At 67.0% G+C, this 22,792-nt stretch carries 20 protein-coding genes; 17 read left to right on the top strand and 3 right to left on the bottom strand.

All coding sequences use genetic code 11. The features are described 5' to 3' along the window. Window positions 1-2 precede the first annotated feature (2 nt). Together ppsR and QX041_RS22945 are read right to left on the bottom strand one after the other, a co-directional pair. Window positions 3-1,370, bottom strand: a complete 1,368-nt coding sequence (gene ppsR, locus QX041_RS22940) for a transcriptional regulator PpsR (protein WP_316166574.1) — start codon at window positions 1,368-1,370, stop codon at window positions 3-5. 138 nt (window positions 1,371-1,508) lie between these two features. After that, complete coding sequence (locus QX041_RS22945) at window positions 1,509-2,405, bottom strand: B12-binding domain-containing protein (protein ID WP_316166576.1); 897 nt, start codon at window positions 2,403-2,405, stop codon at window positions 1,509-1,511. A 229-nt stretch (window positions 2,406-2,634) separates the two neighbouring features. On the opposite strand from QX041_RS22945, the gene bchF reads away from it, so the two are divergent. From bchF to bchJ, 16 genes are all read left to right on the top strand, one after another. Next, on the top strand, window positions 2,635-3,234 hold the full coding sequence (gene bchF, locus QX041_RS22950; RefSeq protein WP_316166577.1) for a 2-vinyl bacteriochlorophyllide hydratase: 600 nt from the start codon (window positions 2,635-2,637) through the stop codon (window positions 3,232-3,234). Next, window positions 3,231-4,517, top strand: coding sequence for a ferredoxin:protochlorophyllide reductase (ATP-dependent) subunit N (locus QX041_RS22955; RefSeq protein ID WP_316166579.1), 1,287 nt, complete (start codon window positions 3,231-3,233; stop codon window positions 4,515-4,517). Before bchF ends, QX041_RS22955 begins: the two co-directional genes overlap by 4 nt. Before the next feature lies 1 nt (window position 4,518). Then, the gene (gene bchB / locus QX041_RS22960; protein WP_316166580.1) at window positions 4,519-6,075 is read left to right on the top strand and encodes a ferredoxin:protochlorophyllide reductase (ATP-dependent) subunit B; all 1,557 of its coding nucleotides are present in this window, start codon (window positions 4,519-4,521) and stop codon (window positions 6,073-6,075) included. Then, window positions 6,050-9,640, top strand: a complete 3,591-nt coding sequence (locus QX041_RS22965) for a magnesium chelatase subunit H (protein WP_316166581.1) — start codon at window positions 6,050-6,052, stop codon at window positions 9,638-9,640. Before bchB ends, QX041_RS22965 begins: the two co-directional genes overlap by 26 nt. After that, on the top strand, window positions 9,637-10,542 hold the full coding sequence (gene bchL, locus QX041_RS22970; RefSeq protein WP_316166582.1) for a ferredoxin:protochlorophyllide reductase (ATP-dependent) iron-sulfur ATP-binding protein: 906 nt from the start codon (window positions 9,637-9,639) through the stop codon (window positions 10,540-10,542). Before QX041_RS22965 ends, bchL begins: the two co-directional genes overlap by 4 nt. A gap of 13 nt (window positions 10,543-10,555) precedes the next feature. Next, window positions 10,556-11,257, top strand: coding sequence for a magnesium protoporphyrin IX methyltransferase (bchM, locus tag QX041_RS22975; RefSeq protein ID WP_316166583.1), 702 nt, complete (start codon window positions 10,556-10,558; stop codon window positions 11,255-11,257). Next, complete coding sequence (locus QX041_RS22980) at window positions 11,254-12,684, top strand: BCD family MFS transporter (RefSeq protein WP_316166584.1); 1,431 nt, start codon at window positions 11,254-11,256, stop codon at window positions 12,682-12,684. The genes bchM and QX041_RS22980 overlap by 4 nt, the downstream gene beginning before the upstream one ends. Window positions 12,685-12,703: 19 nt before the next feature. Next, a complete protein-coding gene (puhA, locus tag QX041_RS22985) occupies window positions 12,704-13,486 on the top strand; it encodes a photosynthetic reaction center subunit H (RefSeq protein ID WP_316166585.1) in 783 nt (260 codons plus the stop codon). Window positions 13,487-13,512: 26 nt separating this feature from the next. After that, window positions 13,513-14,133: a photosynthetic complex putative assembly protein PuhB gene (puhB, locus tag QX041_RS22990; RefSeq protein WP_410051884.1), complete on the top strand. Its 621-nt coding sequence runs from the start codon at window positions 13,513-13,515 to the stop codon at window positions 14,131-14,133. 16 nt (window positions 14,134-14,149) lie between these two features. Next, the gene (puhC, locus tag QX041_RS22995; RefSeq protein ID WP_316166589.1) at window positions 14,150-14,617 is read left to right on the top strand and encodes a photosynthetic complex assembly protein PuhC; all 468 of its coding nucleotides are present in this window, start codon (window positions 14,150-14,152) and stop codon (window positions 14,615-14,617) included. Beyond that, on the top strand, window positions 14,614-14,919 hold the full coding sequence (locus tag QX041_RS23000; RefSeq protein ID WP_316166590.1) for a hypothetical protein: 306 nt from the start codon (window positions 14,614-14,616) through the stop codon (window positions 14,917-14,919). The genes puhC and QX041_RS23000 overlap by 4 nt, the downstream gene beginning before the upstream one ends. Further along, window positions 14,916-15,977 carry a magnesium-protoporphyrin IX monomethyl ester (oxidative) cyclase gene (acsF, locus tag QX041_RS23005; RefSeq protein ID WP_316166591.1) on the top strand — a complete coding sequence of 354 codons (1,062 nt, stop codon included), beginning with the start codon at window positions 14,916-14,918 and terminating at the stop codon, window positions 15,975-15,977. Before QX041_RS23000 ends, acsF begins: the two co-directional genes overlap by 4 nt. Before the next feature lie 13 nt (window positions 15,978-15,990). Further along, window positions 15,991-17,034: a putative photosynthetic complex assembly protein PuhE gene (gene puhE / locus QX041_RS23010; protein WP_316166592.1), complete on the top strand. Its 1,044-nt coding sequence runs from the start codon at window positions 15,991-15,993 to the stop codon at window positions 17,032-17,034. Beyond that, the gene (gene hemA / locus QX041_RS23015; RefSeq protein WP_316166593.1) at window positions 17,031-18,242 is read left to right on the top strand and encodes a 5-aminolevulinate synthase; all 1,212 of its coding nucleotides are present in this window, start codon (window positions 17,031-17,033) and stop codon (window positions 18,240-18,242) included. The genes puhE and hemA overlap by 4 nt, the downstream gene beginning before the upstream one ends. A gap of 94 nt (window positions 18,243-18,336) precedes the next feature. Further along, complete coding sequence (gene bchE, locus QX041_RS23020) at window positions 18,337-19,941, top strand: magnesium-protoporphyrin IX monomethyl ester anaerobic oxidative cyclase (protein ID WP_315714331.1); 1,605 nt, start codon at window positions 18,337-18,339, stop codon at window positions 19,939-19,941. Between the two features lies 1 nt (window position 19,942). Next, the gene (bchJ, locus tag QX041_RS23025) at window positions 19,943-20,608 is read left to right on the top strand and encodes a bacteriochlorophyll 4-vinyl reductase (protein WP_315714333.1); all 666 of its coding nucleotides are present in this window, start codon (window positions 19,943-19,945) and stop codon (window positions 20,606-20,608) included. A gap of 48 nt (window positions 20,609-20,656) precedes the next feature. On the opposite strand, the gene QX041_RS23030 is transcribed toward bchJ, so the two are convergent. After that, window positions 20,657-21,577, bottom strand: a complete 921-nt coding sequence (locus tag QX041_RS23030) for a LysR family transcriptional regulator (RefSeq protein ID WP_315714335.1) — start codon at window positions 21,575-21,577, stop codon at window positions 20,657-20,659. Window positions 21,578-21,723: 146 nt separating this feature from the next. Between QX041_RS23030 and QX041_RS23035 the strand changes: the two genes are divergently transcribed. Continuing rightward, window positions 21,724-22,779, top strand: coding sequence for a class 1 fructose-bisphosphatase (locus QX041_RS23035; RefSeq protein WP_315714336.1), 1,056 nt, complete (start codon window positions 21,724-21,726; stop codon window positions 22,777-22,779). The last annotated feature ends 13 nt before the right edge of the window (window positions 22,780-22,792 follow it).

The following is a 22,792-nucleotide window of genomic DNA, read 5'->3' on the forward strand; positions in this document are numbered from 1 at the left end:
CCCTATTCCAACTGGCTGTCTTCTTCGCTCGGCTCGGCCAGGCCATAGCGCCGCAGCTTGACGTAGAGGCTCTGTCGGCTGAGGCCGAGCATCTCTGCGGCGGTGGCGCGGTTGTCGCCGGTCAGCTTGAGCGCGGTCTCGATGCACATCCGCTCGATCACGTCGGTGGTCTCGCGCACCAGCTCCTTGAGCGGCACGCGGCCGATGAGCTCGGCGAGCTGCTCGCGGGAGCGCGGAATATAGCCGTGGTCGCCGCCGTCGCCGGAGATGCGCGGGCCGACGTTGCGGATGGTGAAGCCGAGCCGGGCCTGGCCGGGCGCCCCGACCGTGCTGGCGGAGATCTCGACGTCGACCGGCGAGCCGTGCTCGCCGCGGACGACGCTGGAGAACAGCTTCACGCTGCCATGCTGGCGCAGATTGGCCAGCATGACCGAGAAATCGATCGCCGACTTGCCGATCCAGCGGTCGATCGTCTCGCCCATGATCTGGTGCATGTTCTCGATCTGAGCAAGCTGGAGGAAGGTGGCGTTGGCGTGCAGCAGGCGGCCGTCCATGTCGGTGATGACGAAGCCGTCGGGCGCCGATTCGACGAACTGCACGAGCTGGGTGTTGACGTCGGACGTCCTGGGGAGCGCAGGCTGCGACGTCTGCGGAGAGAACCGCAGCAGGAACAGCGACGAGTTGTCCTGCCGGAAGAAGGTGCCGTCGAGCAGATAGTCGCGGCCACCGTCGAGCCGGATCTTGGCGCGTTCGATCTTGCCCTGCGAGCGGATCGCCAGCGACAGGGATTGCGACATCGCCATGTCGTCGAGCAGCAGCACGTCGGGAAACAGCTTGCCGATCAGATTGGCGGCGCCATGGTCGAGCAGGGCGGCCGCGGCCGGATTGGCCTCGACGATGCGATGGCTCACCGCATCGACGATCAGCACCGGCTCGGCCGTGATCTGAAACAGGATCCGGTAGCGCGATTCGGCGTTGCGCATGCGCGAGTAGTCGCGCTCGATGGCAACTTGCGCCTCGATCAGCTTCTGCTGGAGCGCGGCGGTGGCGCGCACGTCGCGGCCGACCGCGATGAAGCGCGCCGCGCCCTTGATCGCCACCACCGCGAACAGGATCGGGATGTCCGGTCCGCGCGCGGCCGGATAACGCACCTCGCGCCAGCGCGACACCTTGCGCTGGGAGGCTTCGGCGAGCAGCAGCTCTGGCTTGGTCTGGCTTTCCTCGGACACTGTTGCTTGCCAGGATCGGCCGATCCACGCGTCTGTGTTTCTCAGTTCAAGCGGCAGGCCGGCTTGTTGAAAAGCCAGGTCCTGAATGTTGCCGTCGGCGTCGAGCGCGAGCGCAATGTCGGACGCTGCGGCCACCAGCATGCCCGCAACATCCGCATTGAGGTCGCCAAGCGACTCTTTCGGAGCTCTGAACGCCCTCACCAACGCCGTTGTCCTCCCAGTCAAGGAGCCTTCGCGCGGCAAGTCTCGTTCCAGCATTCATCTTCACTGCACCCTCAGCTATCGCCGTTCGGTCAGAAGACTGACGACGTGCCGGGCTTGCGAAGCCTCTCTGCTCGGATCGGAGACGACACCGTCGCCACCGACCAGGAGAACGAGTTCAGGCCGTTCAATAAAAGCAGGACCGCAGACCAGCACGCCGACGTCCTGGTTGGAGGACTCGCGCCGGACCATCCTTATGTTCGAGGCGAGAGCGTCAAGCTTCTTGTCGCTGTTGGCGAAGAACTCGACGACGTTGAACCACTGCGAGCGAAGTGTCTCGACGAAGCCGCGATCGGCCGTGTCCGGCTCGATCCAGGTCTCGAAGCCGTCGCGACGGAAGAACTCGCCGGCCAGCACGAGACCGAACATCATGTGGCCCAGCTCGCGCCTGTCGCCCGGCGCCGTGGTCAGCAACACGCGCAGCCCCGCGGGCGCGACCGAGAGCTCGGCGCAGAAGGCCGGGCTGAAATGCCGCAGCAACTGCTGCAGCCGCCACAGCGCGAGCGTGACGTCGGCGAAGTCGCGCTCGTCGTCGGCCCACAGATGGCGCAGATGGTTCGCGGTGGGGACCAGGAGATCGAGATAGATGCGCTCCAGGGTCTCGCCGTGATCGCGATGCGCCTGGATGCAGGCCACCGCGCCAACATCGTCCGCATCGAGCACGAGTTCGGCGAAATCAGCCGCCTCCTGCGCCGAGGCCGTGATGATTGCCGGGACGCGTTCGAGCGCGGAGGCATGGGCCATCACGAGCCGCGGAATGATCTCGGCTTCGATCGCGTCGTTGAGTTGAGGGTGACGTGTGTTGCGCAGCGGCGCGATGATGCGTGGCGATGCAGGCGCATGAAAGCCGGGCTGCCCACGCTTCGTCCGAAAGCGGGCTCGCGGAAATCGGGCTGTCTCATTGAGCTCGGTCATAAGCGCCTCCCCTCCATATGAGCGCACGTCACTCGTTGCGTCAATATTATTTGACGTCAATTTTGATTGACACTCTTCCTGCCCAGGTCTAGCGTTTCCCCATCGGGCTCGCACTCGGGGATTTGCGATGCGCCACCTGCGAACTGCACAACGTAGCGCTGATCAGACCGAGTGCGGTGCACCACAAATCCCCCTGTGGTTGTCGTCATCGCATCACTGGGCACCGATGTTGTCAAATCATCTTTACACATGGTGTGGCGCCCAGTTCACATCCGTCACCGATCCGTCGCGCTGGAGCCAGCTCTGCTTCACGCCTGAACCGGCGCCGCGTGCAAAGCGGCAAGCGCTTTACACGCCTGAGGAAAGGCGCCGGCGCGACGCCACGCCATGGACCCTGGTGCAGGGCATTCTGGCGCCGCTGCAATTCCTCGTCTTCCTGATCAGCCTCGGACTCGTGGCGCGCTATCTCGCGACCGGCGAGGGACTCTGGCTCGCGACCGCCTCGGTCGTTCTGAAGACAGCGCTGCTCTACACCATCATGATCACCGGCTCGATCTGGGAGCGGGTCGTGTTCGGGCGTTATCTGTTCGCACCGGCCTTCTTCTGGGAGGACGTGTTCTCGATGCTGGTGATCGCGCTGCATACGGCCTATCTGGCCGCGATCATCGGTCATATCGGCGGCGCCCAGCAGCAGATGCTGCTCGTGCTCGCCGCCTACGCCGCCTACGCGATCAACGCCGCGCAATTCCTGCTCAAGCTGCGCGCGGCGCGGCTGCAGGGCGAGGCGATGGCGCCGGCCGCCGTCACCAGCGTGGAGCGCGCGTCATGACCATTCACGCGCAAGCCTGCACCGTTTCAGCTGCATCGTCACCGGATGGCGTGCTGCGTGAGCGCGGCCAGCGCGAGGTGTTCTGTGGCCTGACCGGCATCGTCTGGCTGCACAGGAAGATCCAGGACGCGTTCTTCCTCGTCGTCGGCTCGCGCACCTGCGCGCATCTGATCCAGTCGGCCGCCGGCGTCATGATCTTCGCCGAGCCGCGCTTCGCCACCGCCATCATGGAGGAGCGCGATCTCGCCGGCCTCGTCGACGCCAATGACGAGCTCGACCGCATCGTGGCGCAGCTGCTGGCGCGTCGGCCCGAGATCAAGCTGCTGTTTCTGGTCGGCTCCTGCCCGTCGGAAGTGATCAAGCTCGACCTGTCACGCGCGGCGCTGCGGCTGTCGCAGCGCTTCTCACCTGATGTGCGCGTGCTCAACTACTCCGGCAGCGGCATCGAGACGACGTTCACGCAAGGCGAGGATGCCTGCCTCGCGTCGCTGGTGCCGGTGCTCCCCGCAGCCGATCGGGCTGCGCGGCCATCGCTGCTGGTGGTCGGCGCGCTCGCCGACGTGGTGGAGGACCAGTTCAGGCGGACCTTTGCGGCGCTCGGCATCGACCAGGTCTCCTTCCTGCCGCCGCGCCGCTCCTCGGAGCTGCCCGCGATCGGCCCGGAGACGCGCGTGCTGCTGGCGCAGCCCTTCCTCGGCGACACCGCGCGTGCGCTCGAGGAGCGCGGTTGCCGCCGCATCGCTGCGCCATTTCCGCTCGGCGGCGAAGGCACCGCGCTGTGGCTCGCAGCCGCCGCCGCCGCCTTCGGTGTCTCTCGCCCCCATGTCGAGCGGACCATCGCGCCGCTGAAGGCGCGGGCCGAGCGCGCGCTGGCGCGCTACCGCGCGCAGCTCGCCGGCAAGCGCGTCTTCCTGTTTCCGGACTCCCAGATCGAGATCCCGCTGGCGCGTTTCCTGGCACGCGAGATCGGCATGGAGCTGGTCGAGGTCGGCACGCCCTATCTGCACCGCGATCATCTCGCCTCCGAGCTGGCGCTGCTGCCTGATGGCACGCAGCTCAGCGAAGGCCAGGACGTCGAGCGCCAGCTCGACCGTTGCCGCGTTGCGCGGCCCGATCTCGTCGTCTGTGGGCTCGGCCTCGCCAATCCGCTGGAGGCCGAGGGTCTCACCACCAAATGGTCGATCGAGCTGATCTTCACGCCGATTCAGGGGTTTGAGCAGGCCGGCGATCTCGCCGAGCTGTTCGCGCGGCCCTTGCTGCGGCAAACCCGACTGGCGGTGTGAGATGCAGCTGTCGGTCTGGACCTATGAAGGACCCCCGCACATCGGCGCGATGCGCATCGCGACCGCGATGCGCGACGTGCACTACGTGCTGCACGCGCCGCAGGGCGACACCTACGCCGATCTGCTGTTCACGATGATCGAGCGCCGTGACCGCCGTCCGCCGGTCACCTACACCACGTTCCAGGCGCGCGATCTCGGCGGCGACACCGCGGATCTGCTTCAGAGCGCGGCGCGCGCCGCTTACGAGCGCTTCCAGCCGCAGGCGATGCTGGTCGGCGCGTCCTGCACGGCCGAGCTGATCCAGGATGATCCCGGCGGGCTCGCGCAGGCCTTGAAGCTTCCCATTCCGGTGATTCCGCTCGAGCTGCCGGCCTATCAGCGCAAGGAGAATTGGGGCGCCTCAGAAACGCTCTACCGGATTGTACGGGCGTTGGCTGCGTCTTCCGCTGATGGCTCCCCCCGCCGTGAAAGGAAGACAGGCGCCCGTCCAGTCTGCAACCTGCTTGGTCCGACGGCTCTCGGCTTCCGTCACCGCGACGACCTCGCGGAAGTGACCAGGCAGGTTGTGGAGCTCGGCATCGAGATCAACGTCGTCGCGCCGTGGAACGCGACGCCGGCCGATCTCGCCCGCCTTCCCGACGCCGATTTCAACATCGTGCTGTATCCCGAGATCGCGCTGACGACGGCGCAATGGCTCAATCGCCAGTTCGGCCAGCCTTTCACGCGCACGATCCCGATCGGCGTCGGCGCGACGCGCGACTTCATTGCGGAGGTCGCGGGCCTCGCCGGCGTCGATGCCGCGCCGGTGCTGGCGCGCAGCGAGAGCCGGCTGCCGTGGTACTCGCGCTCGGTCGATTCGACCTATCTCACCGGCAAGCGCGTCTTCATCTTCGGCGACGCCACCCATGCGGTCGCTGCGGCGCGCGTCGCGACGCAGGAGCTCGGCTTCGAGGTCGTCGGCCTCGGCACCTATGCCCGCGAGTTCGCCCGCGAGATCCGCGAAGCCGCCGCGATCTACGGCGTGGAGCCGCTGATCACGGATGATTACCTGGAGGTCGAGGCCCGCGTCGGCGAGCTGCGCCCCGAGCTCGTGCTCGGCACGCAGATGGAGCGCCACATCGCCAAGCGGCTCGGCATTCCCTGCGCCGTGATCTCGGCGCCGAGCCATGTGCAGGACTTCCCCGCGCGCTACTCGCCGCAGATGGGGTTCGAAGGCGCCAACGTGCTGTTCGACACCTGGGTGCATCCTTTGATGATGGGCCTGGAGGAGCATCTGCTCGGCATGTTCCGCGAGGACCATGAATTCGCCGATCACGCGCCGTCGCATCTCGGCGCAGCACCGGCCGCGCCGCCGCAGCAGCCGCAGCTGCGCGTCGTCGAAACCAACGTCACCACCGAGCTTGCCTGGGCGTCCGACGCCGAGCGCGAACTGACCAAGATCCCCTTCTTCGTGCGCGGCAAGGCCCGCCGCAACACCGAACGATTCGCGCGCGAGCGCAACGTCAACCTGATCACGCTCGAGACCTTGTACGATGCCAAAGCGCACTTCGGTCGCTGACGTCACACCCATCCGGGTGGTGATCGTGACGATGGACAGCCATCTCGCCTCGGCTGCCGTGCGCGCGCGCACGGCGTTGCAGGCGGAGCTGCCCGGGCTCGATCTGAAGGTGCATGCGGCCGACGAGTGGGGCTGCAATCCGACCGCGCTCGAACATTGCCTTGCCGATATCGCCACCGGCGACATCGTCGTCGCCACCATGCTGTTCATGGAGGATCACATCCAGCCGGTGCTGCCGGCGTTGCAGGCGCGCCGCGACCAATGCGACGCCATGATCGGCTGCCTCTCGGCCGGCGAGGTGGTGCGCCTGACCCGGCTCGGCAAGCTGACGATGTCGGGCTCCGCCACCGGCGTGCTCGGCCTCTTGAAGCGGCTGCGCGGCAGCAACCGCTCCGGCAATTCCAGCGGCCAGGGCCAGATGAAGATGCTGCAGCGGATGCCGCGCCTGCTGCGCTACATCCCCGGCACCGCACAGGACCTGCGCGCCTACTTCCTCACGCTGCAATATTGGCTCGCCGGCTCCGAGCAGAATTTTGCGAACATGGTGCGCTTCCTGGTCGGCCGCTACGCCGACGGCCCGCGCGCCGCGCTGCGTGGCAAGACCAGCGCGGCCGAGCCGGTGACCTATCCGGATGTCGGCCTCTATCATCCGCGGCTGTCGCCGCGGATCATCGAGCGCGCCGACCAGTTGCCGGCCCTGGCGAAGCCGGCCGGCCGCGTCGGCGTGATCTTGATGCGCTCCTATCTGCTCGCCGCCAACACCGCGCATTATGACGGCGTGATCGCAGCGCTGGAGGCGCGCGGGCTTGCGGTCATTCCGGTGTTCGCCTGCGGGCTAGACTCGCGCCCGGCGATCGAGCGCTATTTCCAGAAGGACGGCGTCGCCACCGTCGATGCCGTGATCTCGCTCACCGGTTTCTCGCTGGTCGGCGGCCCCGCCTACAATGACGCGCGCGCCGCGGAAGAGGTGATGGCCGGCCTCGACGTGCCGCTGATCGCGGCGCATCCGCTCGAATTCCAGACCGTCGAGCAGTGGCGCGATGACGCGCGCGGGCTGACGCCCGTCGAAGCCACCATGATGGTCGCGATTCCCGAGCTCGACGGCGCCGTCGGCCCGACCGTGTTCGGCGGCCGCTCGGCGGTGGCCGATGCCGGCCGCGACATGGCCTCGCTGCCGGAGCGCGCGGCGCAACTCGCCGCGCGTGTGGCCAGGCTCGTCGAGCTGCGCCGCTCCGCGCGCGCCGAGCGGAAGCTCGGCGTGGTGTTGTTCAACTTCCCGCCGAACGGTGGCAGCGCCGGCACCGCCGCCTATCTCTCGGTGTTCGAGTCGCTGCACAATGTGATGACATCGCTGCGCGCGGCAGGTTACACGATCGACGTCCCCGACACCGTGGACGCGCTGCGCGCGCGTGTGCTCAAGGGCAATGCCGAGCGCTTCGGCACCGCCGCCAACGTCGCGGCGCGCATCCCGGTGGATCAGCATGTCCGGCGCGAGCGCCACCTCGCCGAGATCGAGAAGCAGTGGGGGCCGGCGCCCGGCCGCCACCAGACCGATGGCGCCAGCCTCCTGGTGCTCGGCGAGCAGTTCGGCAATCTGTTCGTCGGCCTGCAGCCCGCCTTCGGCTACGAAGGCGATCCGATGCGGTTGCTGTTCGAGCGCGGCTTTGCGCCGACGCATGCGTTTGCGGCGTTCTATCGCTGGCTGCGCGAGGATTTCCGTGCCCACGCCGTGCTGCATTTCGGCACCCATGGTGCGCTCGAATTCATGCCGGGCAAGCAGGCCGGGTTGTCCGCGGAATGCTGGCCGGAGCGCCTGATCGGCGACCTGCCGAACTTCTACATCTACGCGTCCAACAACCCGTCCGAGGGCGCTCTGGCGAAGCGGCGTGGCGGTGCCACCCTGATCAGCTATCTCACGCCCTCGATCACCAGCGCCGGCCTCTACAAGGGGCTCGCCGATCTGAAATCCTCGCTCGACGCCTGGCGCAATCTGTCGCCGGACGCGACCGAGCAGGTGAGGGGCGACAGTGCGGCGCTGATCCAGGCGCAGGCGGCGGCGGTCGATCTTGCCGCGGCCGAGCCGCTGTGGGGCGGCGAGCGCGATGCCAGCATCGGCGCGCTGTCCGCGAGCGTGCTGGAGCTGGAATACTCGCTGATCCCGCATGGCCTACATGTCGTCGGCGCGCCGCCGCCCGAGGGGCAGCGGACCGAGCTGCTCGACCTCGCCGGCATCGCCGATCCGGCCAAGCGTGCCGAGCTCGACAGGATGCTCGCCACCGACAGCGAGACGCCCGCGATCCTGCACGCGCTCGACGGCGGCTACGTCCGCCCCGTGCCCGGCGGCGATCTGCTGCGCAACACCGACGTGCTGCCGACCGGCCGCAATCTCCATGGCTTCGATCCCTTCCGCATTCCCAGCGCCTTCGCGCTCAAGGATGCCGAGCGCCAGGCCGCGCGGCTGCTCGCCCGCCATGCAGGTGAAGGCCATAAGCTGCCGGAGACGATCGCACTGGTGCTGTGGGGCACCGACAATCTCAAGACCGAGGGCGGGCCGATCGCGCAGGCGCTGTGGCTGATGGGTGCCGAGCCACGCCATGACGGCTATGGCCGCCTCTGCGGCGCGAAGCTGATCCCGCTGGAGCAGTTGGGCCGCCCGCGCATCGATGTCGTCATCACGCTCTCGGGCATCTTCCGCGACCTGATGCCGTTGCAGACCAAGTTGCTCGCCGAAGCAGCGCTGCTTGCGGCGTCTGCCGACGAGCCGGCCGACATGAATTACGTGCGCAAGCACGCGGTCGCGTTCCAGGCCGCGCATGGCGGCGAGCTGGCGGATGCGTCGCTGCGTGTGTTCGGCAATGCCGAGGGCGCCTATGGCGCCAACGTCAACCACCTGATCGATTGCGGCGCCTGGACCGATGAGGACGAACTCGCCGACGTCTACACGCGGCGCAAGGGCTTTGCCTACGGCACCGACGGACGCCCTGTCCGGCGCGACGCGTTGCTCGGCCATGTGCTGGCCGGCGTCGATGCGGCGTATCAGAACGTCGACTCGGTCGAGCTCGGCGTCACCACCATCGATCATTATTTCGATACGCTCGGCGGCATCAGCCGCGCGGTGAAGCGCGCCAAGGGCGAGGCGGCGCCGGTCTATATCGGCGACCAGACCCGCGGCGAAGGCACGGTGCGCACGCTGTCGGAGCAGGTGGCGCTCGAGACCCGTACCCGCACGCTCAATCCGAAATGGTACGAGGCGCTGCTCGCCCACGGCTATGAGGGCGTGCGCCAGATCGAGTCGCATGTGACCAACACCGTCGGCTGGTCGGCCACGACAGGGCAGGTGGCCCCGTGGGTCTATCAGCAGATCACCACGACCTTCGTGCTGGACCCCGCGATGCGCGAGCGGCTTGCCTCGCTCAATCCGGCCGCGTCGGCGAAGATCGCCAACCGTCTGATCGAGGCGCATGAGCGCAATTACTGGACCCCGGACCCTGACATGCTCGACGTGCTGCGCAAGGCCGGGGAAGAGCTCGAAGATCGCCTCGAAGGCGTGGGAGTGGCCGCATGAATGTGACATTACGACCGCCGCTGACAACGGCGCCGCGGCGCCCCGATGGGGCCGGCAGCGTCCAGGTGCAGCTCGATCCGAACGTCGTCATCGACACCGCGAAGGTGTTCTCGGTGTATGGCAAGGGCGGCATCGGCAAGAGCACGACGTCGTCGAACCTCTCGGTCGCGCTGTCCAAGCTCGGCAAGCGCGTGCTGCAGATCGGCTGCGACCCCAAGCACGACTCGACCTTCACGCTCACCAAGCGACTGGTGCCGACCGTCATCGACATTCTCGAGCAGGTCAATTTCCACGCGGAGGAGCTGCGCCCGGAGGACTTCGTCTACCAGGGCTACAACGGCGTCATGTGCGTGGAGGCGGGCGGGCCGCCGGCCGGCACCGGCTGCGGCGGCTATGTGGTCGGCCAGACTGTGAAGCTGCTCAAGGAGCACCACCTGCTGGAAGACACCGACGTCGTGATCTTCGACGTGCTCGGCGACGTCGTCTGTGGCGGCTTCGCAGCCCCCTTGCAGCACGCCGACCGCGCGCTGATCGTGGCCGCCAATGATTTCGACTCGATCTTCGCGATGAACCGCATCGTCGCCGCGATCCAGGCCAAGTCGCGCAACTATCCGGTGCGGCTCGGCGGCGTCATTGCCAACCGCAGTGCTGCGACCGACCAGATCGACAAGTTCAACGAGCGGGCCGGATTGAAGACGGTGGCGCATTTTCCCGATCTCGACGTCATTCGGAAGAGCCGGCTGAAGAAGTGCACGCTGTTCGAGATGGAGGCCTCGCCCGACGTCGAGCGCGCCCAGAACGAGTATCTGCGCCTCGCCGCCTCGCTGCTCGCCGGCAGCGAGCCGATGCAGGCCGTGCCGCTGAAGGACCGCGACATCTTCGATCTCCTTGGCTTTGATTGAGTGGAGCCAGCCGATGACGACAGCGGAATATCTCGCCCGCCGCAGTGAAGTGGAGACGTATTTCGACCGCACCGCGGTCGCCGCCTGGACACGGCTGACGTCGGATGCGCCGGTCGGCCGCATCCGCGCCACGGTGCGGGCCGGCCGTGACGAGATGCGGCGGACGCTGCTGTCATGGCTGCCGCTCGATCTGCGCGGCGCGCGCATTCTCGACGCCGGCTGCGGCACCGGCAGCTTCTCGATCGAGGCGGCCCGTCGCGGCGCCGATGTCGTCGCCGTCGACATCTCGCCGACCCTGATCGAGATCGCGCAGCGCCGGTTGCCCGACGACATCAGCCGCAACGCGATCCGTTTCGTCGCCGGCGACATGCTCGATCCCAAGCATGGCGGCTTCAACTTCGTGGTGGCGATGGATTCGTTCATCCACTACCGCGCCGAGGATGCCGTGCGCATCGTCGCGGGCCTCGCCGCGCGCACCTCCGATGCGATCCTGATGACCTACGCGCCGCGCACGCCGTTGCTCGCCGTCATGCATGCGGTGGGCGGCGTGTTCCCGCGCGGCAATCGCGCGCCGGCGATCGAGCCCGTTGCCGAACAGAAGCTGCATAGGCTGATCGCCGACCATCACGGTCTCGCCGACTGGCGCTGCGCGCGCAGCTGCCGCGTCGCCAACGGCTTCTACATCTCGCAAGCGCTGGAGCTTCGCCCGTCATGAGCGCGCGTGCACCATCGGTCCTGCAACTGTGGACGCGGCTGTCGTCGCGCTATCTGCCGTTTGCGGATGCCGCCTCGACCGAGCTGCCGCTGTCGCGCCTGATGCGGCTGTCGCTGTTCCAGGTCTCGATCGGCATATCGGTGGTGCTGCTCAACGGCACGCTCAACCGCGTCATGATCGTCGAGCTCGGCGTGCCCTCCTGGCTGGTCGCGACCATGGTGGCGCTGCCGCTGGTGTTCGCGCCGCTGCGGGTGCTGATCGGCTTCAAGTCCGATCATCACCGCTCGGTGCTCGGCTGGCGCCGCGTGCCCTACATCTGGATGGGCACCCTGCTGCAGTTCGGCGGCCTCGCGATCATGCCGTTCGCGCTGCTCCTGCTGTCCTCGGGCGATGCGCCGGGCCAGGTGATCGCAGGCCGCACCGGCGCGGCCTTGGCCTTCCTGCTGGTCGGCGCTGGGCTGCACACCACGCAGACCGCCGGCCTGTCGCTCGCCACCGACATCGCGCCTGAGCATTCGCGCCCGCGCGTCGTCGCCTTTCTCTACGTGATGCTCATGTTCGGCATGATGGCGAGCGCGCTCACCTTCGGTGGGCTGCTCGCCGAGTTCAGCGAGATGCGGCTGATCCAGGTGATCCAGGGCGCGGCGCTGACCGAGATGGTGCTCAACGTCATCGCGCTGTGGAAGCAGGAGGCGCGTGATCCGTCGCGCACGTCGGCGGCCCGCGAGCGGCCGCGCTTCGGCGACTCCTGGCGACGCTTTCGGGAGGCCGGCGGCTCGGCACGCGTGCTGGTCGCGGTCGGGCTCGGCACCGCCGGCTTCACGATGCAGGACATCCTGCTGGAGCCTTACGGGGCTGAGATCCTGCATCTGACCGTCGGCGAGACCACGGCGCTGACCGCCTTGTTCGCCGCGGGCACGCTGGCCGGCTTCGGTCTCTCCGCGCGCCGCCTCGGCAAGGGCTCCGATCCCTATCGGATCGCCGCCCTCGGCGGACTGGTCGGGCTGTTCGCCTTCTCTGCTGTCATCTTCTCGGCGCCGCTGGCCTCACCCTTGTTGTTCCGGATCGGCACCACGCTGATCGGTTTCGGCGGCGGGCTGTTCGCCGTGGGCACGCTGACGGCGGCGATGGCACTGGTGCAGAACGGCGAGAGCGGGCTTGCGCTCGGGGCCTGGGGCGCGGTGCAGGCGACCGCAGCGGGGCTCGCGATCGCCGGCGGCGGCGCCATTCGCGATGTGATGTCGCAGCTCGCGCTGGATGGCCGCCTCGGCGTCGCCCTTGCCGGTCCCGCGACCGGCTACAGCATCGTCTACCACGTCGAAATCGCGCTGCTGTTCGTCACGCTTGCGGTCATCGGACCGCTGGTGCGGCGGCGAGCGGCGGAGCCGCAGCAACTACAATTCGGAATCGCGGAATTTCCAGGTTAGCCCGGTCGGGGAGGAAACCATGCAGACGTCTTTCACGAGCTACATCGATGTCGCCCAGGTGGTGCTTTACGGGTTCTGGGTGTTCTTCGCAGCCCTGATCTTCTACCTGCGCACCGAGGACAAGCGCGAAGGCTATCCGCTGCAGTTCGAGGGCCGCGTCGGCCGCCGGACCGCCTCGAGCGGTCACGGCTTCCCGACCCCGCCGAGCCCGAAGACCTACCACATGCATGGCGGCCGCACCGCGACCCTGCCGAACTGGGACAACGACCGCGCCGATGCGCCGGTGACGCCGATGTATCCCTGGCCGGGCACGCCCTACCTGCCGACCGGCAATCCGATGCTCGACGGTGTCGGTCCGGGCTCCTTTGCCGCGCGCAAGGACGAGCCGGAGCTGACCATCGACAACATCCCTGCGATCGTGCCGCTGCGCGTCGACGGCAGCATCTTCATCGCCTCCGAAGATCCGGATCCGCGCGGCATGCCAGTGCTGGGTTGCGACGGCAGGCTCGGCGGCAAGGTTCGGGAGGTCTGGGTCGACCGCGCCGAGATGCTGATCCGATACCTCGAGGTCGAGGTCGACGGCATCGTCGGACGTCACGTGCTGCTGCCGATGACCATGGCCATCGTCGACAGGTCGCGCAAGGCGGTGCTGGTCGATGCCATCCTCGGCTCGCAGTTCGCCAGCGTGCCGGGCCTTGCCAACCCCGACCGGGTCACCAAGCTCGAGGAAGACAAGATCGTCGGCTACTATGGCGGCGGTCATCTCTACGCGACTGCTGCACGGCAGGAGCCGCTGCTGTGAGTACGCGCAAGGAGATGGATACGCTGATGCTGCCGGAGGGCGAGCGGCTGCTTTGGCAGGGACAGCCCACGGTGAAGGCGCTGCTGCTGCGGGTGTTCCACCTGCGCCTGGTGCTGGCTTATTTCGCGGCGCTGTTCGGCGCGCGCGTTGTGGCGGGCGTGCTCGATCATCAGCCGCTCGCGGCCTCGGTCGCCAGCGCCTCGTCGCTGGTGACGCCGGTGGCACTGGCGACGCTGCTGCTCACCGGGCTCGCGGTGCTCTACAGCCGCACCACGCGCTACACCATTACCAGCCGGCGCGTGCTGCTGCAGTTCGGCGCCGTGTTGCCGATGACCCTGAACGTGCCGTTCAAGCAGGTGGCACGGGCGGATGCGAAGCTGTTCTCCGATGGCTCCGGCGATCTGCCGCTCGGCGTCACCGCGCAGCAGCGGCTGTCGTATCTGCTGCTGTGGCCGCATGCGCGGCCGTGGCGGCTGAACGAGGTCGAGCCGATGCTGCGCGGCGTTCGGGACGCCCGCAACGTCGCCGAGATTCTTGCCAAGGCGCTGGTTGCTGCGTCGGATGGCGCCGTCGCCGCGCAGCCGCTGCCGGCAGCCAATGGTCAGTCGCAAGGCGCACCGCCGGCGGCGGTCGCCAGCGCGGCGTGATCGGGAGGAGGGCGCGATGAGCAACGCCGATAGCCATGCCGAAGCCGAGATCATCATGCCGAAGGGCGCGCTCCGCGCGGCCTTCGCCCTGGTCGCCTTTGCCCTGCTCGCGGCCGGCGTCGGCCGGGTCACGGGTATCGGCACGGTGCGCAACGACCACGTCACGGCGGTGCAGTCGACGGCGCTGCGGTTCGAGGACCGTGCCGATGGCGGCATTGCGGTGGTGTCGCCCGACAGCGGCAAGCTCGTGACCGTGGTCGAGGCCGGCGGCGATGGCTTCCTGCGCACCGTGCTGCGCAGCATGGCCTTCGACCGCCAGCGTCACGCGATCGGATCGGGCCCGGCGTTCACGATCAACCGCTGGTCCGACGGCCATCTGACACTGGACGATCCCGCCACCGGCCGGCGGATCGATCTCGCGCCGTTCGGCGCCGACAACATGCGCCGGTTCACGGGATTGATGGCGATGGGAGAGCCGCGATGAGAGGATTATGGGCCACTGGGCCGCGCCGCTTCGACATCGGCTGCAGCATCGAGATCGAGCAGACCTCCGAGACCTTGCATGCCCATGTCACGCTCGACCGCGACGTCAACATTCGTCCGGGCGACGAAGTGCTGATCCAGGGCGCGCCGATCGTGGTGAAGTTCGGCGAGCAGCTCAACCTGCGCCGCACCGCCACGGTGGTGCGGGCAGGTCCCTTGAAGCGCCTGATGATGCATGTCGCGGGTTATCTCGAGCTCACGGAACTGTACGACGTCAGCTTTTCGGACGGGAGGGTCAGATGATCGCGATGGAAGGCGGAAGCGGCAACATCTCCACCAAGATGGCATTGGAGGACACGATCCTCACGCCGCGCTTCTACACCACAGATTTTGCGGCGATGGACCGGCTCAACGTCGACCTGGTGCGCCGCGAATGGGATGCGGTCATGGCCGAGCTGCGCGCCGACCACAACCGCAAGCACTTCGTGCGCACGCCGGAATTCGAGAAGGATCTGAACGAGCTGCCCGAGGCGCTTCGCGTGGAGTTCAAGGACTTCCTGGTGTCGTCCTTGACCGCCGAGTTCTCCGGCTGCGTGCTCTATGCCGAGATCAAGAAGCGGATCACCAATCCCGACATCCGCGAGCTGTTCCAGTTCATGAGCCGCGACGAGGCGCGCCATGCCGGCTTCATCAACGAGATCCTCAAGGATCACGGCATCGGCGTCGACCTCAGCTTCCTCACCAAGACGAAGAAGTACACCTACTTCAAGCCGAAGTTCATCTTCTACGCGACCTATCTCTCCGAGAAGATCGGCTATGCCCGCTACATCACCATCTATCGCCAGATGGAGCGGAATCCCGAGCGCCAGTTCCACCCGATCTTCAAGTGGTTCGCGAGGTGGTGCAACGACGAGTTCCGCCACGGCGAGGCGTTCGCGCTTCTGATGCGCGCCGATCCGAAGCTGCTCAGCGGCCTCAACAAGCTGTGGATCAAGTTCTTCCTGCTCGCGGTGTTCGCCACGATGCATGTCCGCGACCACATGCGCCCCGCCTTCTACGAGGCGCTCGGCATGCCGGTGGACGAGTACGACATGCGCGTGTTCCGGATCACCTCGGAGATCTCGCGCCAGGTCTTTCCGGTCATGCTGGACATCGACAATCCGCGCTTCTGGGCCGGCTTGAAGCAGCTGCGCCAGGTGTCGGAGGCGATTGCCGATGCCAAGGCACAGGGGGGCATCATGGGCACGCTGAAGCGCGCCGTGCTGCCGCTCAAGGCGGCGCTGACCTTTGGCCGGCTGTACATGCTGCCGGCCAAGAGCAACGAGCTGCCACGGGAGATCAGGCTGCAACCCGCCTGGTGACAAGGAGCCGGCCATGGGCGCGACCGCGATTGCCATTCCCTACGTCGTGTTCGTCTGGTGGTTCTCGACCGGCGCCGTGCTGGCGCTGGTCGGGCTCGCCGCCCGCCATCCGGCCGCGTTCAAATGGGGCACGGCCGCAGCGTTCGTCGCGGCCCTGTCGGGCGTCGCGGTGTCGAGCCAGGCGGCGGAGGATGCCAACGCCTATTGCGCCTTCACCTGCGCCATTCTCCTGTGGGGCACGGTCGAGATGTCGCTGCTCGCCGGCTGGATCACCGGCCCGCGGCCCGAGTCGTGCCCGCGGAACTGCACGCCGGCCTCGCGCGTCGGTTTCGCGCTGCAGGCGATCGCCTATCACGAGTTGGCGCTGATCGCGACCGCGGGCCTCGTCTTCGCGGTGACATCGGGCGCGCCCAACCGTCTCAGCTGGTGGACCTTCGCCGCGCTGCTGGTGCTCAGGCAGAGCGCGAAGATCAATTTGTTCCTTGGCGTGCGCACCCTGAACGACGAGCTGCTGCCGCAGCAGGTCCGCTTCATGCGCAGCTATTTTGCAAAGAAGTCCACCAACCTGTTGTTCCCGTTCTCGATTGCCGCGGCGACCACCGCGACCGTGATGGTCGCCGCTGCCGCGATCGGCGCAACGTCATCGTTCGACGGCGTCGCGCTGTCACTGCTTGCATCGTTGATCGCGCTCGGCCTGCTCGAGCATGGCTTCATGGCGCTGCCGATGCCGGTGATCAATCTGTGGCGCTGGAGCGCGCCAGTCGAGCCTGCCGTGCCAGCGATGGCGGTCGTGGCTGCCGCTCCCGCACCAGTGCCCGCGACGCCTTTGGTCCGGCCGGTGCTCGCGGTAGTCTCTCCTGCGCCGCAGGCCGAGCGTCCCGTCTCTGTTCAGAAGAATGCAGCAGCCGCAGCACGGCAGCGGCTCGAAGAGCAATTCCGCCAGGCCTATCGCCAGGCCCGCGCTGACGCGCAGGCGCAAACCATCACCGGGCTGGCCGCGGTGCCGGTCACGCCGCCGGTCGATCCGAACACGACAGCACAGGGGGGAGTACCATGAACTACGAAGACTATTTCCGCCGCCAGCTCGACGGTCTCAGGCGCGAAGGACGCTATCGCGTATTCGCCGACCTCGAGCGCAAGGCCGGCGCCTTCCCGCGTGCGACCTATCGTGGCCCGCATGGCGAGCGCGATGTCGCGGTGTGGTGCTCCAACGACTATCTCGGCATGGGCCAGCACCCCAAGGTTCTGGAGGTGATGCACGAGGCGCTCGACCGCTGCGGTGCCGGCGCCGGCGGCACCCGCAACATCAGCGGCACCAACCACTATCATGTCCTGCTGGAGGAGGAGCTCGCCGATCTCCACGGCAAGCAGGCTGCGCTCTTGTTCAACTCCGGCTATGTCTCGAACTGGACCTCGCTGTCGACCTTGGCTGCGCGCATGCCCGGCTGCGTGATCCTGTCCGACGAATTGAACCACGCCTCGATGATCGAGGGCATCCGCCACAGCCGCTGCGACACCCGGATCTGGCGCCACAACGACGTCGCCGATCTCCGCGACAAGCTGTCGGATCTCGATCCCAAGGCGCCGAAGCTGATCGCGTTCGAGAGCGTCTATTCGATGGACGGCGACATCTCGCCGATCTCGGACGTCTGCGACGTCGCCGACGAGTTCAACGCCATGACCTATCTCGACGAGGTCCACGCCGTCGGCCTGTACGGTCCGCGCGGCGGCGGCATCTCGGAGCGCGACGGCGTGGCCGATCGCCTGACCGTGATCGAGGGTACCCTGGCCAAGGCGTTCGGCGTGATCGGCGGCTATATCACGGCCTCCAACACGGTCTGCGACTTCGTCCGCAGCTTTGCCTCCGGCTTCATCTTCTCCAGCTCGCTGCCGCCGGCGGTCGCCGCGGGCGCGCTGACCAGCATCCGGCATCTGAAGGCCAGCAATGCCGAGCGCGCCCGGCACCAGGACCGCGTCGCTCGGCTGCGCCGCCGGCTCGACGAGGCCGGCGTCAGCCATCTCGACAATCCCAGCCATATCGTGCCGGTGATGGTGCGGGATCCTGTGCTGTGCAAGCGGATCAGCGACATCCTGCTCGACCGCTACGGCATCTATGTGCAGCCGATCAACTATCCGACGGTGCCGCGCGGCACCGAACGGCTGCGCATCACGCCGTCGCCCTATCATTCCGATGCGGATATCGAGCATCTCGTTGCGGCACTCTCGGAGATCTGGGCCGAGATGGGTCTCGCACAAGCGGCATGAGGTGACGCTTTCGCGCGGCGTTTGAGTCAGATCAAATTGTCAATCTATCTTGACGTTAAGATTGATAGACAAATTGATAATCGGGGAGAACGCCGTGCGGATCTTGTTGCTGCATCCGAATTATCACTCCGGCGGCGCCGAGATCGCCGGCAACTGGCCGCCCGCCTGGGCGGCCTATATCTCTGGCGCGCTGAAGGCGGCCGGCTTCACCGACCTCCGCTTCATCGACGCGATGACCAACGATCTCTCCGAGGATCAGGTCCGCGCCATCCTGCGCAGCGAAAAGCCTGACGTGATCGGGTGCACCGCGATCACGCCCTCCATCTACAAGGCCGAGCGTCTTCTGGAGATCGCTCGGGAGGAGCACCCGGACGCACTGACCGTGCTCGGCGGCATCCACGCCACCTTCATGTATCAGCAGGTGCTGACCGAGGCGCCGTGGATCGACGCCATCGTGCGCGGCGAGGGCGAGGAGATCATCGTCGACCTGATGCGCGCCCGCGAGGACGGCCGCTGGGCGACGGACCGCCGCAGCATCAAGGGCATCGCCTATCGCGACGGCAGCGAGGTCGTGGCGACGGTGGCGGCGCCGACGGTGAAGAACCTCGATGCGATCACGCCGGATTGGAGCGTGCTCGAATGGAGCAAGTACATCTACATCCCGATGAACAAGCGCGTCGCCATCCCCAACATGGCGCGCGGCTGCCCGTTCACCTGCAGCTTCTGCTCGCAATGGAAATTCTGGCGCGACTATCGCATCCGCGACCCGAAGAAGGTGGTCGATGAGATCGAGACATTGATGCGCGAGCACGATGTCGGCTTCTTCATCCTGGCCGACGAGGAGCCGACCATCAACAAGAAGAAATTCATAGCCTTCTGCCAGGAGCTGATCCGCCGCGACCTCAAGATCCTCTGGGGCATCAACACCCGCGTCACCGACATCCTGCGCGACGAAGCGCTGCTGCCGCTGTACCGCAAGGCCGGCCTGATCCACGTCTCGCTGGGGACGGAAGCCGCGGCGCAGATGAAGCTCGACCGCTTCAACAAGGAGACCACGGTCGCGCAGAACAAGAAGGCGATCCAGCTCTTGCGCGACGCCGGCATCGTCGTCGAGGCCCAGTTCATCGTTGGCCTTGAGAACGAGACCCGCGAGACCCTGGAAGAGACCTACCAGATGGCGCGCGACTGGAAGCCGGATCTCGCCAACTGGGCGATGTACACGCCCTGGCCTTTCTCCGATCTGTTCCGCGACCTCGGCGACAAGGTCGAGATCTTCGACTACGAGAAGTACAATTTCGTCACCCCGATCATGAAGCCGGACGCGATGGACCGCGGCGAGCTGCTCGACGGCGTCATGAACAACTATCGCCGCTTCTACATCCTAAAGGCGCTGTTCTCCTATCCCTGGGCCGGCTCCGGCGAGCGCCGCCGCTATCTGCTCGGCTGCCTCAAGGCGTTCCTGAAGTCGGGCTTCGAGCGGAAATTCTACGATCTTGGCCGCGTCAATTACTGGGGGCCGCAGTCCAAGGGCAAGGTCGATTTCGGCTTCGATACGTCGCGCAGGCGCGCCGATCCCGGCAAGGTCGAATGGAAGACGAGCCATAATCGCAAGCTGAGCGGACCGCAGCAGGCGCAGGTGATGGCCTGTGGCGGCGGTGCCGGGCAGATGAACGACGAGACCGAGACGCGGGTGCATTGAAATGCACGGCACGTGCGCCCGGCACGTTCCGCTGCCGCGTGCTGACGCCGCGCCTGACCATCAGGACGGCGTTGCTGAAGGCCACATCGCCGGCCGCATCGGTCCCAACGCGATCATCCAGACCGCGGAGGCCTTGCGTCAGCTGCACGGCGAGGAGGCGGCGCGCCGCGTCTTCGCGGCCGCGCGGCTCGACACCTATCTCGCGACGCCTCCGGCGGCGATGGTCGACGAAGCCGAGGTCACGCGGCTCCATCGTGCGCTTCGGACCGAGCTCGACGACGATGCTGCGCGCGCCGTCAGCACCAGGGCAGGGCGGCTGACGGCGGCCTATCTGCTCGCGCATCGCATCCCCTCCGCGGCGCACCGCGTGCTCCGGCTGCTGCCGGCCCGGCTCGCGAGCGGCGTGCTGACGCGGGCGATATCCGCGCATGCCTGGACGTTTGCCGGGACCGGCACCTTCACCGTACGCCCAGGTCGGCCCACCATCTACCAGATCAGCCATTGTCCGCTGTGCCGCGGCCATCACGGCGATCACGCCATCTGCGACTTCTACGCTGGGACGTTCGAGACGCTGTTCGCAAGGCTCGTGCATCCCGACGCCCATGCGCGCGAGATTGCCTGCGAAGCCTGGGGTGACGAGGCCTGCCGGTTCGAGATCGGCTGGTGAGACGGCGCCATGCGAGACGTGACACCGCAATGGCATCGGTTGTCGCGCTCAGCTCGGCAGAAACCGCGCTCCTTCCTTGCCGAAGAAGTCCAGCATCGCCTGGGCCGGCGGCAGCAGCAGCTTGTCGGCGCGCCGCACCGCGTGCCACTGGCGGATGATCGGCAATCCCGCGACCTTCAACGTCACCAGCCGCCCCTCGCTGAGCTCATGGGCGACGGTGTGCTGCGAGATGAAGGCGATGCCGAGGCCGGCGATCACGGCCTGCTTGATGGTCTCGTTGCTGTCCATCTCCATGCTGGTCTTCGGCTTCAGACCATGCTTCTCGAAGAATGTCTCCATCAGCAGCCGGGTGCCCGATCCCGGCTCCCGGGTGATGAACACCTCGCCGGCGAGATCCTCGGCCGCGATCCGCTTGCGGCGCGCCAGCCGGTGGTTGGCTGGGGCGATGATGATGTGCGGGTGCTTTCCGAACGGCCGCATATCCACGGGAACGTCGGCCGGTGGCCGGCCCATGATGGCGATGTCGAGATCATAGCCGCGCAGTGCCTCGCGCAGGCTGTCGCGATTGCCGATCCGCAAGGTGACGTCGATCTTGGGGAAGCGCCGCGAAAATTCCGCGATCGCAAACGGCACGAAATATTTCGCGGTGCTGACCGCGCCGATCGCCACGCGGCCGCCGCTGCGTCCCGCCAGAATGTCGAGCGCCTGCTCGCAGTCCTGCAGCGCGGCTTCGACGCGCTCGGCGAGTGCCAGGACGCTGCGGCCGGCCTCGGTCAGGATCATGCCGTCGGTGGTGCGCTGGATCAGCGGCAGCCCGGCGAGCTCCTGAAGATTGCGAATCTGCAGGGTCACGGCAGGCTGAGTGAGGTTCAAACGGCCGGCCGCAGACGTCACCGACCCCGAGTTTTGCACGGCAGCCAGCGCCCGAAGCTGGCGGATGGTGAGATCGCGAGAGAAGTGCCGGCTCATGGAACCCTCGATGAGATCGCCAGTATAAGGAAAACTTTGGTCTATCCAAAGATAATGAAATTTCCCTAATTAGGCAAATCGAGTGTTGATAGCAGCGCGGCACGACGCATTCGTGCGGCTTCATCAAGTTCCCGGCAGAGGAGCTGATGGCGAGGGAGTGGCCCATGAATCACCAAATGGATCAACATCAGACATTGCAGGCACATCTGGCGGCGCAGGGTGCCGACGCCGATTGCGCCGCGGTCATCGAGGCTCTGGCCGGGGCGGCGCGCGAACTCGCGCGGCAGATCGCGGTCGCACCGCTGTCTGGCGTCGACGAAGGCGCCGCCACCGTGAACGCCGACGGCGACGTCCAGAAGGCGCTCGACATCGTCGCCGACAATCTGATGCGGGATGCGCTGCGCCGGGCTCCGGTCGCTGGCATCCTGTCCGAGGAGGTCGACCGGCCGGAAACGGTCAATGCTGCTGCCCCACTTTGCGTGGCGATCGACCCGCTCGACGGCTCGTCGAACCTGCAGAACAACATCTCCGTCGGCACCATCTTCTCGATCCGCCCGCGGGGCCGCGACGTGCTCTCCAGCTTCTTCGAGCCCGGCACGGCACAGCTTGCCGCCGGCTTCTTTGTCTATGGACCACAGACCTGCCTGGTGCTCGCGATCGACCATCGCGTCGATCTCTACGTCCTGCATCCGACCTTGCACGAGTTCATGCTCGCCAAGTCTGGCATCCGCATCCCGCAGGATACGCCGGAGTTCGCCATCAACGCGTCGAACCGCCGGCACTGGAGCGGGACCGTGCGCAACTATGTCGACGAATGCCTGTCGGGCGCGGCCGGCCCGCGCGGCCGCGACTTCAACATGCGCTGGATCGCCTCGCTGGTCGCCGAGGCCTATCGTATCCTGATGCGCGGCGGCGTGTTCCTCTATCCGGCCGACTCCCGCCCCGGCTATCGCGAGGGCCGGCTGCGGCTGGTCTACGAAGCGCATCCGATGGCGCTGATCATGGAATGGGCCGGCGGCTCGGCCTCGAGCGGCCGTTCGCGCATCCTCGAACTGTCGGCGCGCTCGCCGCATCAGCGCGCGCCGCTGATCATGGGCGACGTCCGCCTTGTCCGCGACGTCGACCAGTTGCATGAGGGCATCGAGCCGCTGTTCGAAACCAGCGATGCGCCCCTGTTCGCGCGGCGCGGCCTGTTCCGCTGAGCCCGCCTGCCGA

Source organism: Bradyrhizobium sp. SZCCHNRI2009 (assembly GCF_032485115.1).
Lineage (GTDB): Bacteria > Pseudomonadota > Alphaproteobacteria > Rhizobiales > Xanthobacteraceae > Bradyrhizobium.

What these genes read in the sequence shown, in the direction of transcription:
- puhC (WP_316166589.1), top strand. Translation starts at nt 14,150, where the DNA reads ATGAGCAACGCCGATAGCCATGCCGAAGCCGAGATCATCATGCCGAAG.
- puhA (WP_316166585.1), top strand. Translation starts at nt 12,704, where the DNA reads ATGCAGACGTCTTTCACGAGCTACATCGATGTCGCCCAGGTGGTGCTT.
- QX041_RS22945 (WP_316166576.1), bottom strand. Translation starts at nt 2,405, where the DNA reads ATGACCGAGCTCAATGAGACAGCCCGATTTCCGCGAGCCCGCTTTCGG.
- QX041_RS22965 (WP_316166581.1), top strand. Translation starts at nt 6,050, where the DNA reads ATGCCAAAGCGCACTTCGGTCGCTGACGTCACACCCATCCGGGTGGTG.
- QX041_RS23035 (WP_315714336.1), top strand. Translation starts at nt 21,724, where the DNA reads ATGGCGAGGGAGTGGCCCATGAATCACCAAATGGATCAACATCAGACA.
- QX041_RS23030 (WP_315714335.1), bottom strand. Translation starts at nt 21,577, where the DNA reads ATGAGCCGGCACTTCTCTCGCGATCTCACCATCCGCCAGCTTCGGGCG.
- QX041_RS23000 (WP_316166590.1), top strand. Translation starts at nt 14,614, where the DNA reads ATGAGAGGATTATGGGCCACTGGGCCGCGCCGCTTCGACATCGGCTGC.
- QX041_RS22955 (WP_316166579.1), top strand. Translation starts at nt 3,231, where the DNA reads ATGACCATTCACGCGCAAGCCTGCACCGTTTCAGCTGCATCGTCACCG.
- bchL (WP_316166582.1), top strand. Translation starts at nt 9,637, where the DNA reads ATGAATGTGACATTACGACCGCCGCTGACAACGGCGCCGCGGCGCCCC.
- bchM (WP_316166583.1), top strand. Translation starts at nt 10,556, where the DNA reads ATGACGACAGCGGAATATCTCGCCCGCCGCAGTGAAGTGGAGACGTAT.
- bchB (WP_316166580.1), top strand. Translation starts at nt 4,519, where the DNA reads ATGCAGCTGTCGGTCTGGACCTATGAAGGACCCCCGCACATCGGCGCG.
- puhB (WP_410051884.1), top strand. Translation starts at nt 13,513, where the DNA reads ATGCTGCCGGAGGGCGAGCGGCTGCTTTGGCAGGGACAGCCCACGGTG.
- acsF (WP_316166591.1), top strand. Translation starts at nt 14,916, where the DNA reads ATGATCGCGATGGAAGGCGGAAGCGGCAACATCTCCACCAAGATGGCA.
- puhE (WP_316166592.1), top strand. Translation starts at nt 15,991, where the DNA reads ATGGGCGCGACCGCGATTGCCATTCCCTACGTCGTGTTCGTCTGGTGG.
- ppsR (WP_316166574.1), bottom strand. Translation starts at nt 1,370, where the DNA reads ATGCTGGTGGCCGCAGCGTCCGACATTGCGCTCGCGCTCGACGCCGAC.
- QX041_RS22980 (WP_316166584.1), top strand. Translation starts at nt 11,254, where the DNA reads ATGAGCGCGCGTGCACCATCGGTCCTGCAACTGTGGACGCGGCTGTCG.
- bchJ (WP_315714333.1), top strand. Translation starts at nt 19,943, where the DNA reads ATGCACGGCACGTGCGCCCGGCACGTTCCGCTGCCGCGTGCTGACGCC.
- hemA (WP_316166593.1), top strand. Translation starts at nt 17,031, where the DNA reads ATGAACTACGAAGACTATTTCCGCCGCCAGCTCGACGGTCTCAGGCGC.